We start from the raw sequence: 15922 nt of genomic DNA, 5'->3' as shown, positions 1-15922 counted from the left end.
TAATCATTATTTCGCACAAAGCCGCATTTTAACATTAATTTTTGCGACCAGGGCTTAATATTCTTCACCTTCAGCGTCGTTCCACATTTCTTCGAGCTTGTAAAATTTGCGGGTTTCGGGCAGCATTACGTGAACAACGACGTTAACATAATCGACTAGTATCCAGTGCGATGACTGCTGCCCTTCGCTATGGTAGGGGGTTTCTTCTACTGTTTTCTCAACATGCGCCATCACAAAGTCAGCAATGGCTTTAACCTGGGTGGTACTGCTGGCTTCGCAAATGATGAAATAGTCGGCAACAGCTTCGGGAATTTTACGTAAGTCCAACGAAACAATATTGTCTCCCTTCTTCTCCTTTATGGCGTGAATGATTGCTTTGAAAATCTTTGAATTTTTTGTTAACCTGGCTACACTTTTTCGCTTACGACGGGTAGCTACTCTTGAAACTTGTTCCAATAATCTGGTGTTTTAATGATCAATTGTGTTTTTTCATTCTGGTAGTGAGGAGCGCAGTTATCAGACTCGATCCGTTTCCCTGACCAGGGATTGACTACTGGTATTTAAAATACGAATAAATCCGCTTATTACAACATTTCTCTTCTTAAACGCTCATGGGTAATCCCTAATTTCGCACATCCCAAAAATAATAATCTTTTGGCACATCCTGGTAAACGGGCACCCATTGGTCATCCTTATATAATATTACCAACAGTAGACAGCACCAACAACTATGCCATGCGGCAAATACAAGCCGGATTGGCAACTCATGGTGCCACCTGGTTTGCCCTTGAGCAAACAGCCGGTAAAGGCCAGCGGGGAAAAAGCTGGATAACAACACCTAATCTTAACATAATGTTCAGTACTGTTGTTATACCCGGTTTATTACCCACCCGCCAGTTCTGGCTTTCTGCAACAGCAGCCCTCGCCTGTTATGACTTTTATAAAAAATATGCCGGGGATGAAACCTGTATCAAATGGCCCAATGATGTGTATTGGCGTGACAGAAAGGCAGGAGGCATTTTAATAGAAAATGTTTTTCGCGGCACAGATTGGCTATATGCCGTAGTGGGTATCGGGATAAACGTGAACCAGGTTGTTTTCGACCCTTCGTTGCCCAACCCGGTTTCGCTGAAACAGATCACCGGCCGCGATTTTGACGCTGCAGCATTGGGCAGGGAGCTTTGCCAGTGCCTCGAAAACCGTTACCAACAGCTGCAGGAGGGCGAAACAGAAAGCATCATGCAGGAATATCAGCAGGTACTGTACAAATTACATCAGCCTGTTACCCTCAAAAAAGGAAATATTTCATTTGAAACCACTATTGCCGGCGTAACAGATACAGGAAGATTGAAGACAAAGGATGTGATGGAACGGGAATTTGATTTCGGCGAAGTGGAATTCGTAATTCGATAATGTGATAATGTGATAATTCGATAATTAAATCCGGAGCGTTGCTCCGGATTTTTAATTCCCTGTATTTCCATTATCACGATATCGAATTATCACATTATCACATTATTTCTTCTTTCTTACCTGAAACACCCTCGATAAATTAAATCCGAACCGGATATCGCCCTTCCAGAAATCGTCGGTTGTGCCGGTAAGGAAGGCTTTTTCATTCATACCGGTACTGTTGCTGAAGTGTAACTGAAATACGTGACCGCCGGTTTCAATGTCGAACCCAACTGATAACGGATCTTTTGTTCCCGGTTCACGGCCGGCCAGAATGGGATGATAATCTACTACGAATGCGGTACGTTTTGAAAGCTTCAGTCGCGCACCGAAACCCAACGCCCAGGTATTGTTTTCATCATCGGCATTGGTAACCAGGTTGCGGTGCACCAAAATGGGGCTTAACTGCAAACTGAATGCATTACTGAACTTACGGCCAATGATAACCTGGTTGTAATACGCCAGCCGCGAAGAAAAATAATTTTTACGCGTTGTATCGGCCCACTTCATTGTATGCGCGGTAATGCCCGACATCCAAATCAGCGAAACGGGAAAGCCGCCATCGGCCTGCCGCACAGGGCGCCATTTAAAAAAGGCGTCCAGCTCTTTATTCAACGTGCTTCGGCCAACACCTATCATTAAATTATCGGTTATTCCATAATCGAAACCCATGCGCATACTGGCTTCATCAAGGCCAAAGAAATTATCGGCGCCGTTGCTTAAGAGGCCGAAACGGTGAAGGATCCGCACATCGAGCACTCCTTTGCCCAGCAGTTCCATAGACTGCCCGTTTATTACCCGGGTTGATTTAAATGCGGCAGTTGACCATTGTTTTTTTGTATCGTTGGCAGAATCCTTTACCAGTTGCAACAGGTCCTGATCCTGGGCCTGAAGGGTATTGCCTGCCACTGCAACGATAAAAGCAGTAAGCAGTATGTTGGTTATTTTAGTCATATCTGGGTTGGTTTTTATTTAAATGCCAGTGGCTGATGGCAAAATGGCTAAAGGGGTTATTATTGGAAACCCGCTGCTTCCCTTTGCCTTTCGCTACCCGGCGGTCCGTCACTACTTACTAGCCTTTCAATGGCTCTAATGTGCAGTTGACGGTAATGGTTACTTTATCCGACATGTTCTCTTTTACAGGCCCCGGTATTTTTATACTGAAATCTGACATCAGGATGTCGAACTGCGAAACAGCTCCCAGTCTGCCGCTCTTAACAGTTACCTTTCCTTCAGCTTCAACATCCTTTGTTTGTCCATGCATAGTGAGTTTACCTTTCACATGCGCATTATATACACCGTCTTTTGTATAGGCGATGTCGCCATTGTTTGCAATCTGACCCCGAAATTCAGCCCTGGGAAATTTGTCGCTCTCTACATAGTTTTCATTGAAATGCTCCTGCATCAACGCTTTTTTAAATTCAAACCCTTTCATCAGCACAGCGAACTGAAGCGCACCGGTTTTTGAATCAAGCACACAGGTAACACTCCGGTGGCTGGCTGTGATGGTTTCAATAACGCCTTTTGAAACAAAACTTATGGAACCGCTTTTCGTAAAGAATTTATCCTGGGCAATTAACGAAGTGGTAATTAATATGAAGCAGCATGAAATAATGCCTTTCCTGATCAGTAGGTTCATTGTAACAATATTTGGTTTTATGAATGGTGTTGCGCCTGTGCCGGCGACCTGGCACGGGTGGGGTTTAATTGGCAATAACGCAACGGTTCAGCTGAACATCTGAACCCAGCAAACCGGTTTCATCTTTGTTAAACCCGGTAATGGCGCCCTTGATAGTTATTGTTGCACCTCGTTGTAATGAACCGGCAGCAGCGTTGGCACTGGTGTCTAAAACACAACGCACGCCGTTCATTTCGGTAGTATCGCCCAATACAATGGTACCACCCGGTTCAACGCTTTTGATTGTTCCTTTCACCGACAGTATCTTGTTCAGGTATTTTTTATGGGCCAGGTCTTCGTTGCTGACAAACTCATTGATCAGTGCAGGTGCATCCACTGAGTAATCGGCCTTTACATCGGCAAGCCCCTGAACGGTCCTGTTATACTGGTACCAGGCATAAATGGCAGTTATCATTATAATAACTGCTATACCACCAATGATCATCCTTTTTTTTGTCATGAAAAAAATACTATTTAATTATTGGGAGCGCCGGCATCAACCCAGCAACTGATGGTTTTTATCTGGCTTTCGGTAAGAGACCCGTTCTTCGGCATAAAACGTGAAACCACCGCTGATTTTATTTCTACTGCAACATTTTTAATTTGCCCATATGTAGTAAGGGCGCCGGGGCCATTGGAGCTTCCTGCTGCATGACAATCAGGAATAGCGCAATTTGCCTGAATGATAGGGTTTACGTTCATGGCAAATGACGTATTGCCATCGCATGTGTCGTTACCATATAAAAGTTCCTCCTTATCATTATAACATCCGTACAATAACATAATACCGCCTGTTAGAACGCCTGCAATTTTTTTTATCATAGTACAACAATTGAAACAGCTGTTTATACCTGCACCGGAGTAAGCATGGGTATTTTCGACTTCAGCATGGTATTACTGAATGGGTGCATTATCAAATAACTATGGAGTTGTACGATCAACCGTTTAGTTTGGTTGCCTCAACCGCATTTTCATCAATGACTTTAACCAATGCTTTGCTATGCCTGCAACAACCGTCACAGCATGAAAAACCCTGCCCTTTTAAGGACAGGGTAACCAAACCCTAAAACTAAAAAATAACCCATAGAAGTACACCGTTTGCACGACGTACCTACTGCGTTGTATTGCTCATACCAGTTGATCCTACTCACCGGTTCATTCATGTACCGGTGCATCAGCTGGCTTGTACATTAAAATTGAATATTACTTTACCTGTTAAGATATAAGACCGGGTACCGTATAGAATACACCATTGCACCCCTCGCGGGACTTGCATAAAACTATACGACAAATATTCCTGGAAAGTTGCCCCGACTGTATGCTATCGCCGAGATATATTGTTAGGATCTCGTGCTAAAGCATTATCTTATTCTTTGTAAAATGGCCGGAGCCTTACGTTAAAATCAGATCAAAGCACCCGTTTTTGGGAAAAGAAGTGAGAAAACGACCCGTTGCAGGTAGTGCTTCAGGTGCGGCAACAACGGTTGCCCCGAAAATGTCCCGGCCGACTTTTACATTGTGCTTTAAAGTTCTGATACTTAACAGTAAATTTGATAAAAGTTTCAGCTACTGTACATGACGGAAAAGAATCAACTGTATAGAAAAAAGATCGTAAAGCATCTGTATTTCTCTAATATGCTGTCCTGCGCCGACCTAAGCGACAAGATCAATAAAAGTTTGCCCGTAACTACCAAGATGCTGGGAAAACTCATTGAAGAAGGCTGGGTAACGGAAACTGGCTTTGCGGCTTCAACCGGCGGCCGGCGGGCCGTTATGTATTCACTGAAACCCGATGTGCTGTATGTGGTATCGGTGGCTATGGACCAGTTGATAACCCGTATTGCCATCCTGAACATGCAAAATACCCAGGTAGCTGCCACCGAAATATTTGAGCTTCCCCTGCCCCGCAACCCGAAAGCGCTGGCGACCCTGACTGAAAAGATAGAAGAGGTCATAAGCAAATCGGGTATTTCAAAAGATAATATAGCCGGCGTTGGCATTGGCATGCCAGGCTTTGTTGATGCCCTGCAGGGACAGAACTATACCTTTCTTGAACCGGAGCAGGGTACGTTAACGCAATACATTTCTTCAAAACTCAAACTGCCGGTATTTATCGATAACGATTCCCGGCTTATAGCGCTGGCCGAGCTGATGTTCGGTGCGGCCCGTGGTAAAAAAAATGCCATGGTAATAAATGTAGGCTGGGGCGTTGGATTGGGCATGATCCTGAATGGCGAGTTATTCAGGGGCCACAATGGATTTGCCGGTGAATTCAGCCATATTCCGCTTTTTTTGAATAATAAATTATGCAGCTGTGGTAAAAGCGGCTGCCTTGAAACCGAAACCTCGCTGTTGGTGGTAATTGAAAAAGCCAACAAGGGATTGAAGGAAGGAAAAATTTCACTGTTGAATGAATTACCTGTTGACCGTGCCGAGCAGGCGTTTCAGGACATAATAAAGGCCGCCGGCAAAGGCGATAAGTTTGCCGTTGAAATTCTATCCGAATCGGGTTATAATATCGGCAGAGGAGTAGCTATACTAATTCATTTACTGAACCCTGAACTCGTAATCTTAAGCGGCCGGGGATCATCGGCTGGTAAAATATGGCAGGCGCCTATTCAGCAGGCTTTAAATGAACATTGTATACCGCGGCTGGCGCTGAATACCGAGTTAGGCATTTCTTCACTTGGCTATCAGGCCGAAATAACCGGCGCTGCCGCATTGGTTATGGAGAATTTTGAAAAAAGCGAATGGAAAAAAGAAGCTCAACCGGGGGCGGTGGCGTAATTGATGCTGTCACTTCAGCGGTTTCTTTACCCAGTTTAACTGAAATAAGGTCGTATAATTTTATTGTAATGGTAGTCATAAAGCATTAATGGACAATGAAGACAACCATTAATACTATATTATTAGTTTTTTACACACCTTAATTTATTGTTATTAATCAAGTTATCTACTCAACTCGACGATCTCTTCCGCATGCTGTTTATTCTTTGGCCGCAGGAATATTTTACTAATAAAACCCTTTTCATTGATCACAAAAGTGGTGCGGTGAACGCCCATATATTTGTTACCGAACATTTGCTTTTCGCCCCAAACGCCATACTTATTTATTATGGCATGACCGGGATCGGCCAGTAAAGTAAATGGCAGGTCGAATTTGGTCTCAAACTTTTTATGGCTTTTTTCATCGTTCGGGCTAACTCCAAGCACTTCAAAGCCATTCTTCTTTAGCAACCCATAGTTATCGCGCAGGTTGCAGGCCTGAACCGTACAGGTAGGGGTATCGTCTTCAGGATAAAAATACAGCACCACCTTCTTCCCTTTGAATTCGCCGAGCGAAACTTTTCTGCCATTCTGGTCCCTGGCACTGAATGCCGGCGCTTTATCGCCTTCCTTTAATGTGATCATAAAATGCAAATTAGCTCATTTGCCAATGAGATAATGTGATAATAAAAAGCCCTGGGGCTGGCCCATCAGGCAGCTATTATTTTCAATAACCGATTATCGAATTATGTCAAATACTTTTTCAGTAACATTCCCGGCCTCGTCTTCAGCACGGATCTTCAACCGGTGCTGGCCCGACATACACTTTTCATCAAAATAGTACACGAAGGTTTTGCCCTTATCGTTGGTGAACCGCAGCCATTTTCCATCGAGTTCGGTACGCACATTTTTGATTCGGTCGAAATTATCGGCTACAGTGAAAACAATGCGCGAGGCCTTGCTTACATCCGATCCATCGGCAAAACCAACCGGGGTAACTGCAGGCGGTTCCACATCAACTACCAGCTGAAAATTTCCGAGGTCACGGAACCGGGCCGATGCCCAGTTGCCCTGCCATTGTACTTTCTGAATCTCTTTTTTGGTACCGGCAAACCATTGCATAATTGTACGCGACTTTTCCGCATCGGTCAGCGGCCTGTTTGGCTGAATACGCACCAGCATGGAATCGCGCAGGGGAATATAGGCAGCGCCAATTGTATGTATCGATGAAACCACCTGTCCGTTTGTATTGGCGGCTTTATTGTAGCGGATATGCACTGAATCGTACAAACAGCGCTCGCCAATGTAAAATTCGCATTCCTCACTTTCGTACCCATCCATCATTAGCGGGTAAAACTTTTTGGCTGAGGTCACAGGCTGTTCCTGGCCACGATCGTTGAGCTTATACTGAACCTTATAATTAAGGGTACTGGTGTTTCCGCTGGCGTCCTTAACCACAATTGCAACCTGGTGCACAGCGCCATCGCTTACATCTACCACCCCATCGCCTTTTTTTCGTTTATAAATGCTGTTCATATAACCGGGCAGTTCAGACAGGTGCTGCAAAAAAGCGCCACCCTGTGACTTTGTCTTATAATCGATATGGGCATTCAGGTCGCGGGTATCGTTGTAACTGATGTTATCCATTCTGAAGCCTACCACCGGCTCATCGTCAAACAGCAGTGTCGATTCAAAAATGCCATTATGATTGGGAGAACCTGTTTGGGTATCATAAGCGCCGATGCCAAAGCTCACCAGCGGCGAAGCAACGGTTATTACCGACGGCGAGGGCAGGTAGCGCGAACCGGAAACCGCACGCACCGGATATACGCGGGGCGATTGCTCATAAACGCTACGGGTTCTGTCGTACACCGCCAACCGCTGCAATACCGGCGGTATATTGTCGGCCACCGGAAAACCGAATAAAAAAGGATTCACATTTACATCCCCATTCGTGCGTCTTACTTCAAAATGCAAGTGCGGCGCCTGCGACCCGCCCGTATTTCCACTATAAGCCAAAAAGTCGCCTTTTTTCACCGGGAAAAGATCGGGCGTTAATTCGAGAAAAACCTTCCACGATTGTTGCTGGTACTGCTGGTCTTTTACCCATTTTTCCAGGGTAGGGTTGAATGCATTCAAATGCGCATATACCGTAGTAAAACCATTGGGATGCACAACGTATATAGCCCGGCCAAATCCATAGGGTTCTATTTTGATACGACCAATATAACCATCAGCAGCTGAATACACCGGCAGGTTTTCACGGGCGTTCGTTTTTATATCAAACCCCATGTGATAGTGATTGGGCCGCAATTCGCCAAAATTGCCTGCCAGCCGCATGGGAATACTGAGCGGGTTGCGGAAGTATCCCTGGGGATAGCCCGAAGGCGAAAATAACTGGGCTGCCAGATTGGTGCTTTTCAGCAATAACAATAGTGTGATTATTCTCATGGGTGCTTTTGCTTGATTAATCGATAAAAAGTTTGCCAGTGCCTGTTGCGGTAGCCGCGACATCGAGGCTGCAAAACTACGTGACTGGCCTGTTCCGGTAAAATGTTATGTAAAAAATGAATACTGTCATCTTAAGTACAGGGCGCTACTAACTTTCGTAAACAGCGGCTACCCATTACCCATTACAGGATGTTAAAAATACCATGATATCCTTTGTGAAAACGTGCAAAAATGTCAATATTAAAAAAATATTAAGACGGGTTACCTCGGAATAAAATCAGAATAAAAATAGAGGAAGATCCAATACGGGTATACATCTGTTAATTTTTAAAAAATACCCACATAGTGGTATGATTTTTATAAACATTGGAACAGCATTTGGCGTATATAAGTTGTCTTAAATAAAGTAATGGACAGAATAATTTTACAAACTCGGTTTTATGAAAACGATTAGGAACAGGATGATACTTTTATTGGCTCTGTCGATCGGCACGATAGTAGGTATCTTTCGTGGAAGTGAAGCAAAACAGAAATGGGTTTTCCGTATCAAAAGTCGTTTTGATGAAAAACGTCAGATAGCCGAACAAAAGAAGCTGATACGGGGCGGAGGTGTTGCACTTGACGATATTGAATTAGCCGCTTTTCACAACAACTGATTTACCATAAATTTCAGCCAGCAATTCAAAGCCTTTGCCGGATGGTGAAGGCTTTTTTATTACCTGATCCCGAAGCCTTCCAAAACTTTCATCCTGACGATCTTTCAACTAAACTCTTTACGGGGTTTCCTTTTTTTTAACTTTTACAGCGTTTCATTTACCACTGTTTCCCTCCCATCATCAGCGTGCCCTTTTCTTTGCTTTTGGTTACCTCCGTTTTCTTACCGCCGGCTACCTACCTTCCCGGTTACCTATTTCTCAGGTTGCTTAGCCCCGCGTTTTTAGCATCATCCCAATTAACAACCCTGGCATTTCCCCCTTCTTTTGAATCACGTTTGCCGCAAATGCTACCTGATACCGCGTGTTATGTCAATTTGCGACCGCTTCCGGCTTTTCACTCCCTCTTCAAACGGCCTCTATTTCATTGAGAACCTGCTCATATTGCGTTCTTTTAAAAATAATCCCGAAAATTCCCCCCGCATCCTTACTTTTGCGCAATTTATCCCGCCGAAATCCCGCAATAATTGTGGCGAACACGGCGCCAGATGAAGGTTCAACAAGGTTTATTCAAAAAAAAATCGCTCTTTACTCAAAATGCCAAAAGACACGTCTATCAAGTCAGTATTAATTATCGGTTCAGGTCCCATTATTATCGGCCAGGCTTGCGAATTCGATTATTCCGGTTCACAGGCTGCCCGTAGTATCAGGGAAGAAGGAATTAAAGTAATTCTCATCAACAGTAATCCGGCTACCATCATGACCGACCCTATGATGGCTGACAAGGTATACCTGTTGCCACTGACGGTAGAGAGCATTGAGCAAATACTGGAAGAAAACCAGATTGATGCGGTGCTACCGACCATGGGGGGACAAACAGCCTTAAACCTGGCTAAAGAAGCTGCGGAGCTGGGTGTGTGGGAAAAATACAACGTTCGGTTGATCGGTGTTGATATTGCAGCCATCGATACAGCTGAAGACCGGGAGAAATTCCGCCAGCTGATGTTTAAGATAGGGGTAAAGGTTGCTCCTTCAAGAGTGGCCAACTCGCTGCTGGAAGGAAAGGAATTTGCCCAGGAAATAGGCTTCCCGCTTGTAATTCGTCCTTCTTTTACCCTTGGAGGAACTGGTGGCGGTTTCGTGCACGACAAATCTGAACTGGAAGCCGCGCTCGACAGAGGATTGAAAGCTTCGCCCATTCATGAGGTGCTGGTTGAAAAAGCCGTTTTAGGCTGGAAAGAATATGAGCTGGAGCTGCTGCGCGACAAAAACGACAACGTAGCCATTATTTGTACCGTAGAGAACCTCGATCCCATGGGCGTGCATACCGGCGATTCCATCACCGTTGCCCCGGCCATGACCCTGAGCGATACCGCATTCCAGGACATGCGTAACCAGGCTATTCTCATGATGCGCAGCCTCGGTAACTTCGCGGGCGGCTGTAACGTGCAGTTTGCATTGAACCCTGCAACAGAAGAATTGATTTCAGTTGAAATAAATCCGCGGGTAAGCCGCTCATCGGCCCTGGCATCCAAAGCCACCGGTTACCCGATCGCCAAAATTGCCGCCAAACTCGCTATCGGCTATAACCTCGATGAACTGAAGAACCAGATCACCAAAACCACTTCGGCTTATTTTGAGCCGGCACTGGATTATGTGATCGTAAAAATGCCGCGCTGGAACTTCGATAAATTCAAAGGCGCCAACGATACGCTCGGTTTGCAAATGAAGAGCGTGGGCGAGGTGATGTCAATCGGCAGAAGTTTTACCGAAGCCATTCAGAAAGCCTGTCAGAGCCTTGAGAACAATGCGGTTGGGCTGGGCTACTATGGCAAAAGCCAGATGCATGCCGAAGAACTGATCGAATACATCAAAACCCCGAAATGGGACCGCATCTTCAGAATTAAAGATGCGTTGATGGACGGCATTTCAGTAGGTACCATCTCTAAAGCCACCGGTATCGATCGCTGGTTCATCAATGAGATCATGAAGATCGTAGACATCGAAAAAGAGATCGCAAAATATAAAACAGCCACCCTGCCCATCGAATTACTGAAAGAAGCCAAGTTCAACGGCTTTAGCGATGAGCAGATCTCCCGTATTATGCAGGATGGCAGCGATGAAGAAATTTACGCCAAACGCAAAGCGGCAGGCATTACCCGTGTTTACAAAATGGTTGATACCTGCAGCGCCGAGTTCGAAGCAAAAACACCTTACTTCTATTCAACCTTCGAATCGGGCAACTACAACGAAAGCAAAGTAAGCAACCGCAGAAAAGTGATCGTGCTGGGCTCTGGCCCCAACCGTATTGGCCAGGGTATCGAGTTCGACTATTGCTGTGTGCACGGTTTGCTGGCGCTGAAAGAATGCGGTTACGAGGCCATCATGGTGAACTGTAACCCCGAAACGGTGTCAACCGACTTCGACATGGCCGATAAACTGTACTTTGAACCCGTATTCTGGGAACACCTGTGGGAACTGATCGAACACGAGAAACCGGAAGGGGTGATCGTACAGCTGGGCGGACAAACAGCCCTGAAGCTTGCAGAGCGACTGACCAAAAAAGGAATTAAGATCATAGGTACTTCTTTCGATAATATGGATATCGCGGAAGATCGCGGCCGTTTCAGCGATATGCTGAAAGAACTGAAGATTCCCTACCCCGACTATGGAACCGCATACACGGTTGATGAAGCGGTAGAAGTAGCCAATAAAGTAGGATATCCTGTTCTGGTTCGCCCCAGTTATGTACTGGGTGGACAAAGGATGCGGATCGTGATCAACGATGAAGAAGTGGAAAAAGCGGTAGTAAGCCTGCTGAAACACATCCCCGGTAACAAGATCCTTATCGATCACTTCCTCGATCGTTGCCAGGAAGCGGAAATAGACGCCATTTGCGACGGAGAAGAGTTTCACGTAATGGGCGTTATGGAGCACATTGAGCCTGCGGGCATCCATAGCGGCGATAGCAATGCCGTGTTGCCACAGTTCAACCTGAGCCCGCTGATCGTTGAAACTATGGAAGAATATGCGCGTAAGATCGCATTCAAATTGAATATCAAAGGGCTTATCAACATACAGTTTGCCATCAAAGACGGTAAAGTGTATGTGATAGAGGCCAACCCGCGCGCATCGCGCACAACGCCATTCATTGCCAAAGCTTACCAGATCCCTTATCTGAATGTGGCAACCAAGGTGATGCTGGGCGCCAATAAACTGCGCGACTTCAAATTTGTAAAACGCCTCAAGGGCTATGCTATCAAAGAACCTGTTTTCAGCTTTGAGAAATTCCCCGGCGTAAGCAAAGAACTGGGACCTGAAATGAAGAGTACCGGTGAAGCGATCCGGTTTATTAAAGACCTGCGCGATCCTTACTTCCGTCAGTTGTACAAAGACAGAAGTATGTATTTGAGTAAGTAGTTCATTGTAACAGTATAAAAAAGCCCCCAAGGTAATACCAAGGGGGCTTTTTGTTGTTGCAATATTTTAAGCGATCAGATCTCTACCATACTGTGTTTGATAGCAAAAATAACCAGCCCAACCCGGGTTTTTACTCCCAGCTTTTCGAACAGTGAATTCCGGTAATCGTCGACCGTACGGGGGCTCACGAACATTTTGCCGGCAATGTCTTTATAGGTCAATTCGGTGCAAACCCATTTCAGGAACTCCTTTTCCTTTTCGGTAAGGTGAGCCGGCTCATTGGGTTTATCCATGTCTTTATGCAAACCGCTGATGATCTTGCCCGATATCAGTTCAGAAAGGTAAAAGTCTTTGTGTAAAACAGAATCCAGCGCCAGCTTAAGTTCTTCCGGCTCTGCATTTTTCATGATATAGCCTTTGGCGCCGAGCCGCAGCATGCGAATGATGATATTCTCATCGCTGAACATAGAGAGGGCGAGGATCTTTACCTGCGGAAAATTCTTGTAGATCCATTTGGCTGTTTCATACCCGTCGATATCCGGCATGTTTACATCGAGCAGAATAATATCGGGTATAACATGCTTACTGAGCTTCTCCTTCACTTCCTGCCCGTTACTGGCCTCAAACAATACCTTATAGGTTTCAAAAGAATTGATCAAACGCGCCAGTGCATTTCGTAGCAATGTGTGATCATCTGCAACCGCTACCTGTATGTTATTATTAACAGTCATTATCGCTCATTCACTTTTTAATGGGGTAAAGGCAATTGAATGGAAACAATAGTACCCTGGCCAGGCTCACTTTGCATATCAATTTCTGCACCAATCAGTTTTGCCCGGTTGAAAATACTCTTTAATCCAACACCAGCCGCAGAGGATGTGGAATTTTTCTTTTCCGCCACATTGAAACCAATACCATCGTCGGTTATCTTCATTATGAATTTATCATCGAGATAGGTTAATATAACCTGGATCTTTTGCGCTTTCGAGTGTTTTAAAATGTTATTCAGGTTTTCCTGGAAGATCCTGAACATCACGATCGATTTCTGATCGTCGAGACTTTGCTCGATGCCCGAAATACCAAATTCAATTTCAAGCAAACCTGTCCTGTTTATGCTTTCCAGCTCAAAGTGGATCGATTCGGCCAGCCCGATTTGGGTTATGCGGTCGGTATGCAGGCTTTTGGTCAAATTCGCGAGGTCTATCATGGCTTTGTTCAACACCTGCCGGGCGCCCTGTATAGGTTCCCAGGCCTCGTGTTTATCGGTCATGGGCAATACCGCCAGCGAAAGCTTTACCACCGACAGCATTTGACCAATATTATCATGCAGTTCCTGGCCTATATTCTTGAAGGTCTCTTCCTGTATCTCCAGCTGCGATTTCAGGGTTTCCCGTTCATACTCTTCCTTCATCCGGTTTATTTCTAAAACCTGCCTGTGTTGCCGCCGTTGGTATAGGAAAAGGATGGTAACAATAAAGCCTACCAGCAATACCGCCAGTATAGCACCGATTATTATTACAACGTATATCTCTGAGTTCATAACAGGATTATTGGAGCAGGCAATTTAGCATAAAGTTTAACGCTACAACGGGTAACCCGTATAGTTTTTATACAGTCGCCAAAACGCAATAATGACCGTGGAGTAAGAAAATAATTAACAAACATAACAAGGCTAAACAAATGTGCGTTTCGACGGCGGTAAATGAACAGGGTATTATCGGGAAGCAAACGTTATCGTAACGATCGCCGGTACCGGAGCCTGCACAAAAAAGCGATGGAAAATAAAGAATATAATAATATGTTCAGGAACGTTAGAATGTAGTTCAGGTTCTTGAGAATGATACCGGGTAAATTATGCAGATAGTTCCATAAACCTATGAGCGGAAATGTACAACAGTAGAAAAATAATAATCCCGAACAGATCCAGAAAGCCGGTTCCTTTATCAGGTTTACCGAATGGGTTGACTGGAATAGTTCAAAAAAATAAAAAATACAGGCTGCCACCACCAACAGGCAACCGATTGAATAGGTGATGGTATGAAATGATCGCTGTTGAATAAAAAGCCTGTTGAGCAGTACCAGTACCGGGTAAACCGCCAATAGCCATAAGATGATCTTCCTGACTTTAAGATTATATATACTATATGCTACAATGAACAGGTAAAACATGAATTCGAAAGAGGTAAAAACGATATATAACAGGGTGACGTTGATTTTATACTGAAGCAGTAGCCAGGCTGTAACTTCTACCACCAGGGTAATCAACATAAAAAAGGGGAATGCTTTCAGGTACCGCGGTACGGAAGCCTGGAAAAACAGGGTAATTGACGCCAGCAGGCAAAGGATCTGAATTATTAACGACGGAAAGTTCATCAGCCGCTAATGTAGAGAATTCGGCCAGAAAACAAAAAATCCGTCACAGTTTCCCGCGACGGATTTGTATAATATTAACCGTTGCTATAATTACTTATATTACTACCATTCCTTTATCGCCCTTGTCGATAATCGTAATACCAAGTCCCCAATCGTCATTTTCAACGCCGCTTCCGGGAGGCCATTGGCCCATATTGTAGGCCAGCAGTTGTTTGCCTTTATTGGTTTCCTGGTAAACGTTCTTATGGGTAATACCGGTTGCTGTTTCCTGACGGTCTGTGGCAACAAACACGGTGGTTTGCTTACCGGCATAACCTTCTCTCTCATTAAAATTTTCAGGATATACGCCAAAGTGAACGCTAACACCGTTTGCACCGGCTTCTTTCGCTTTTTGCAAAAATTCTTCCAGTTCTTCTATTGAATAAAAGAGGCTAAGTGAATCTTCCTGGCCAATGCGCTCGGAATTCTGCTGCCATCTTTCCTGTTTATATGTGCGGATAAGTGTGTTTACATGGTTCGAGTCCACGTATTTTCCCACCCTTAAGGAATTTTTTTCAATAGTAGTCATAGCTTGTGAGTTTTGATATGAGTGATTGTGTTGTCGACTCAAAAGTAGCCGTCAACGCATAGAAAACTTCGGCTACAACTAGGTGTTAGCCAACTAATTACGAATTACTATTATTTGTAACGTGAAGGAGTTCAACGAGTCACGTGAAAAAGACGGTTCAAATACCGTAAAAAGTGGAGAGAATAACCGCTAATAAACGGGCGCAGCAACCCCGTCTTTTTACGGGGATACGATGACCGTATATTCCCCGTACAAAAAACCGTATCTAATAAATCGCGCTTTTCTGGCATGTATCCGGTTTTTGTCAGAAATTAGACATGGAGAGTTGCTATCATCCCGTTTTAGAAATCCAATGGTCCTGTGAAAACCCGCCGACAGATTTCCTCAAGGCTTTTGTTATCCTACAAATCCTCTTGAGGAAATTTTATTCTGATAACAGAATTTTTCCTTTTCAAACTACCTGCTTTATCTTTTTACCATTAGCCTTGTCCTTTTTGATAAAGTAGGTAGTTTGTTTTTTTAAAGTCCTCCCTTCCATTCTGTGTAATCACTGGTTCCCCG

At 44.6% G+C, this 15922-nt stretch carries 15 protein-coding genes; 4 read left to right on the top strand and 11 right to left on the bottom strand.

Going from position 1 to position 15922, the window contains the following annotated elements; all coding sequences use genetic code 11:
• Positions 1-54: 54 nt before the first annotated feature.
• Positions 55-456 carry a ribosome silencing factor gene (gene rsfS / locus A4R26_RS17950; protein WP_081165884.1) on the bottom strand — a complete coding sequence of 134 codons (402 nt, stop codon included), beginning with the start codon at positions 454-456 and terminating at the stop codon, positions 55-57.
• Positions 457-654: 198 nt separating this feature from the next.
• Between rsfS and A4R26_RS17945 the strand changes: the two genes are divergently transcribed.
• Positions 655-1413 (top strand): biotin--[acetyl-CoA-carboxylase] ligase, encoded by a 759-nt coding sequence (locus A4R26_RS17945; protein WP_242674939.1) that lies wholly within the window; start codon positions 655-657, stop codon positions 1411-1413.
• 102 nt (positions 1414-1515) lie between these two features.
• On the opposite strand, the gene A4R26_RS17940 is transcribed toward A4R26_RS17945, so the two are convergent.
• From A4R26_RS17940 to A4R26_RS17925, 4 genes are all read right to left on the bottom strand, one after another.
• Entirely contained in the window at positions 1516-2406 is an 891-nt protein-coding gene (locus tag A4R26_RS17940) for a DUF5777 family beta-barrel protein (protein ID WP_081165881.1), read from the bottom strand.
• A 118-nt stretch (positions 2407-2524) separates the two neighbouring features.
• The gene (locus A4R26_RS17935) at positions 2525-3091 is read right to left on the bottom strand and encodes a YceI family protein (protein WP_081165878.1); all 567 of its coding nucleotides are present in this window, start codon (positions 3089-3091) and stop codon (positions 2525-2527) included.
• 64 nt (positions 3092-3155) lie between these two features.
• On the bottom strand, positions 3156-3590 hold the full coding sequence (locus A4R26_RS17930; RefSeq protein WP_081165875.1) for an OB-fold protein: 435 nt from the start codon (positions 3588-3590) through the stop codon (positions 3156-3158).
• A gap of 14 nt (positions 3591-3604) precedes the next feature.
• Complete coding sequence (locus A4R26_RS17925) at positions 3605-3952, bottom strand: hypothetical protein (protein ID WP_081165872.1); 348 nt, start codon at positions 3950-3952, stop codon at positions 3605-3607.
• A 753-nt stretch (positions 3953-4705) separates the two neighbouring features.
• Here A4R26_RS17925 and A4R26_RS17920 point away from each other — a divergent pair.
• Positions 4706-5917, top strand: a complete 1212-nt coding sequence (locus tag A4R26_RS17920) for an ROK family transcriptional regulator (protein ID WP_081165869.1) — start codon at positions 4706-4708, stop codon at positions 5915-5917.
• A 162-nt stretch (positions 5918-6079) separates the two neighbouring features.
• On the opposite strand, the gene bcp is transcribed toward A4R26_RS17920, so the two are convergent.
• Both bcp and A4R26_RS17910 read right to left on the bottom strand, forming a co-directional pair.
• Entirely contained in the window at positions 6080-6541 is a 462-nt protein-coding gene (gene bcp, locus A4R26_RS17915) for a thioredoxin-dependent thiol peroxidase (RefSeq protein ID WP_081165866.1), read from the bottom strand.
• A 93-nt stretch (positions 6542-6634) separates the two neighbouring features.
• Complete coding sequence (locus A4R26_RS17910; RefSeq protein WP_165760321.1) at positions 6635-8347, bottom strand: M23 family metallopeptidase; 1713 nt, start codon at positions 8345-8347, stop codon at positions 6635-6637.
• A gap of 440 nt (positions 8348-8787) precedes the next feature.
• Between A4R26_RS17910 and A4R26_RS17905 the strand changes: the two genes are divergently transcribed.
• Both A4R26_RS17905 and carB read left to right on the top strand, forming a co-directional pair.
• Positions 8788-9003 carry a hypothetical protein gene (locus A4R26_RS17905; RefSeq protein WP_081165860.1) on the top strand — a complete coding sequence of 72 codons (216 nt, stop codon included), beginning with the start codon at positions 8788-8790 and terminating at the stop codon, positions 9001-9003.
• Between the two features lie 594 nt (positions 9004-9597).
• Positions 9598-12420, top strand: a complete 2823-nt coding sequence (gene carB / locus A4R26_RS17895; protein ID WP_081165854.1) for a carbamoyl-phosphate synthase large subunit — start codon at positions 9598-9600, stop codon at positions 12418-12420.
• Between the two features lie 74 nt (positions 12421-12494).
• Here carB and A4R26_RS17890 read toward each other — a convergent pair whose 3' ends face one another.
• The 4 genes from A4R26_RS17890 to A4R26_RS17875 all read right to left on the bottom strand — a co-directional run bounded on the left by A4R26_RS17890 (position 12495) and on the right by A4R26_RS17875 (position 15361).
• A complete protein-coding gene (locus tag A4R26_RS17890; RefSeq protein WP_081165851.1) occupies positions 12495-13151 on the bottom strand; it encodes a response regulator transcription factor in 657 nt (218 codons plus the stop codon).
• A 17-nt stretch (positions 13152-13168) separates the two neighbouring features.
• The gene (locus tag A4R26_RS17885; RefSeq protein WP_081165848.1) at positions 13169-13960 is read right to left on the bottom strand and encodes a sensor histidine kinase; all 792 of its coding nucleotides are present in this window, start codon (positions 13958-13960) and stop codon (positions 13169-13171) included.
• A gap of 191 nt (positions 13961-14151) precedes the next feature.
• The gene (locus A4R26_RS17880; protein ID WP_081165845.1) at positions 14152-14793 is read right to left on the bottom strand and encodes a hypothetical protein; all 642 of its coding nucleotides are present in this window, start codon (positions 14791-14793) and stop codon (positions 14152-14154) included.
• Between the two features lie 94 nt (positions 14794-14887).
• Positions 14888-15361: a hypothetical protein gene (locus A4R26_RS17875; protein WP_081165842.1), complete on the bottom strand. Its 474-nt coding sequence runs from the start codon at positions 15359-15361 to the stop codon at positions 14888-14890.
• Between the last annotated feature and the right edge of the window lie 561 nt (positions 15362-15922).

It is taken from the genome of Niastella populi (genome assembly GCF_002078015.1).
In the GTDB taxonomy this organism is placed as follows: Bacteria; Bacteroidota; Bacteroidia; order Chitinophagales; family Chitinophagaceae; genus Niastella; species Niastella populi.
Note: the sequence above shows the minus strand (reverse complement) of the source record. Positions and strands in the feature narration are given on the sequence as shown.